This window comes from Neobacillus niacini (assembly GCF_036961885.1).
GTDB lineage: Bacteria > Bacillota > Bacilli > Bacillales > Cytobacillaceae > Neobacillus > Neobacillus niacini_H.
Genome location: NZ_JBALNQ010000066.1, coordinates 1 through 2,942 on the forward strand (window position 1 = coordinate 1; position 2,942 = coordinate 2,942).

1 rRNA gene is annotated in these 2,942 nt (G+C 52.6%); it reads right to left on the minus strand.

Features of this window, described 5'->3' with window-relative positions:
- Window positions 1–5: 5 nt before the first annotated feature.
- Window positions 6–2,941: ribosomal RNA gene (locus V7124_RS23025) — 23S ribosomal RNA — on the minus strand.
- Between the last annotated feature and the right edge of the window lies 1 nt (window position 2,942).

Consider the following 2,942-nt stretch of genomic DNA (forward strand, 5'->3'; position numbering starts at 1 on the left):
AAAAATTGGTTAAGTCCTCGAACGATTAGTATCAGTCAGCTCCACATGTTACCACGCTTCCACCTCTGACCTATCAACCTGATCATCTTTCAGGGTTCTTACTAGCTTGACGCTATGGGAAATCTCATCTTGAGGGGGGCTTCATGCTTAGATGCTTTCAGCACTTATCCCGTCCGCACATAGCTACCCAGCGATGCCTTTGGCAAGACAACTGGTACACCAGCGGTGCGTCCATCCCGGTCCTCTCGTACTAAGGACAGCTCCTCTCAAATTTCCTGCGCCCACGACGGATAGGGACCGAACTGTCTCACGACGTTCTGAACCCAGCTCGCGTACCGCTTTAATGGGCGAACAGCCCAACCCTTGGGACCGACTACAGCCCCAGGATGCGATGAGCCGACATCGAGGTGCCAAACCTCCCCGTCGATGTGGACTCTTGGGGGAGATAAGCCTGTTATCCCCGGGGTAGCTTTTATCCGTTGAGCGATGGCCCTTCCATGCGGAACCACCGGATCACTAAGCCCGACTTTCGTCCCTGCTCGACTTGTAGGTCTCGCAGTCAAGCTCCCTTGTGCCTTTACACTCTGCGAATGATTTCCAACCATTCTGAGGGAACCTTTGGGCGCCTCCGTTACTCTTTAGGAGGCGACCGCCCCAGTCAAACTGCCCACCTGACACTGTCTCCCATCCCGATAAGGGATGTGGGTTAGAATTTCAATACAGCCAGGGTAGTATCCCACCGACGCCTCCACCGAAGCTAGCGCTCCGGCTTCTCAGGCTCCTACCTATCCTGTACAAGCTGTACCAAAATTCAATATCAGGCTACAGTAAAGCTCCACGGGGTCTTTCCGTCCTGTCGCGGGTAACCTGCATCTTCACAGGTACTATAATTTCACCGAGTCTCTCGTTGAGACAGTGCCCAGATCGTTACGCCTTTCGTGCGGGTCGGAACTTACCCGACAAGGAATTTCGCTACCTTAGGACCGTTATAGTTACGGCCGCCGTTTACTGGGGCTTCGATTCAGAGCTTCGCTTGCGCTAACCCCTCCTCTTAACCTTCCAGCACCGGGCAGGCGTCAGCCCCTATACTTCGCCTTGCGGCTTCGCAGAGACCTGTGTTTTTGCTAAACAGTCGCCTGGGCCTATTCACTGCGGCTCTTCGAGGCTATTCACCTCAAAAAGCACCCCTTCTCCCGAAGTTACGGGGTCATTTTGCCGAGTTCCTTAACGAGAGTTCTCTCGCTCACCTTAGGATTCTCTCCTCGCCTACCTGTGTCGGTTTGCGGTACGGGCACCTTTTATCTCGCTAGAGGCTTTTCTTGGCAGTGTGGAATCAGGAACTTCGGTACTATATTTCCCTCGGCATCACAGCTCAGCCTTCACGAGAAGCGGATTTTCCTACTTCTCAGCCTACCTGCTTACACGCACATATCCAACAGTGCGCTTACCCTATCCTCCTGCGTCCCCCCATCACTCAAACGATAAAGAGGTGGTACAGGAATATCAACCTGTTGTCCATCGCCTACGCCTTTCGGCCTCGGCTTAGGTCCCGACTAACCCTGAGAGGACGAGCCTTCCTCAGGAAACCTTAGGCATACGGTGGACGGGATTCTCACCCGTCTTTCGCTACTCATACCGGCATTCTCACTTCTAAGCGCTCCACCAGTCCTTACGGTCTAGCTTCAACGCCCTTAGAACGCTCTCCTACCACTGACATCGTAGATGTCAATCCACAGCTTCGGTGTTACGTTTAGCCCCGGTACATTTTCGGCGCAGAGTCACTCGACCAGTGAGCTATTACGCACTCTTTAAATGGTGGCTGCTTCTAAGCCAACATCCTGGTTGTCTAAGCAACTCCACATCCTTTTCCACTTAACGTAAACTTTGGGACCTTAGCTGGTGGTCTGGGCTGTTTCCCTTTTGACTACGGATCTTATCACTCGCAGTCTGACTCCCACGGATAAGTCTTTGGCATTCGGAGTTTGTCTGAATTCGGTAACCCGATGAGGGCCCCTAGTCCAAACAGTGCTCTACCTCCAAGACTCTTACAACGTGAGGCTAGCCCTAAAGCTATTTCGGAGAGAACCAGCTATCTCCAAGTTCGATTGGAATTTCTCCGCTACCCACACCTCATCCCCGCACTTTTCAACGTGCGTGGGTTCGGGCCTCCAGTGAGTGTTACCTCACCTTCACCCTGGACATGGGTAGATCACCTGGTTTCGGGTCTACGACCACATACTCAAACGCCCTATTCAGACTCGCTTTCGCTGCGGCTCCGTCTCTTCAACTTAACCTTGCATGGGATCGTAACTCGCCGGTTCATTCTACAAAAGGCACGCTATCACCCATTAACGGGCTCTAACTACTTGTAGGCACACGGTTTCAGGATCTATTTCACTCCCCTTCCGGGGTGCTTTTCACCTTTCCCTCACGGTACTGGTTCACTATCGGTCACTAGGGAGTATTTAGCCTTGGGAGATGGTCCTCCCAGCTTCCGACCGGATTTCTCGTGTCCGGCCGTACTCAGGATCCACTCAGGAGGGAACGAAGTTTCAACTACAGGGTTTTTACCTTCTATGACGGGCCTTTCCAGACCGCTTCATCTACCCCGTTCCTTTGTAACTCCATGTTGAGTGTCCTACAACCCCAAGAGGCAAGCCTCTTGGTTTGGGCTATGTCCCGTTTCGCTCGCCGCTACTCAGGGAATCGCATTTGCTTTCTCTTCCTCCGGGTACTTAGATGTTTCAGTTCCCCGGGTATGCCTTCAATACCCTATGTATTCAGGTAAAGATACTGCTCCATTACGAGCAGTGGGTTCCCCCATTCGGAAATCTCCGGATCAAAGCTTACTTACAGCTCCCCGAAGCATATCGGTGTTAGTCCCGTCCTTCATCGGCTCCTAGTGCCAAGGCATCCACCGTGCGCCCTTTCTAACTTAACCT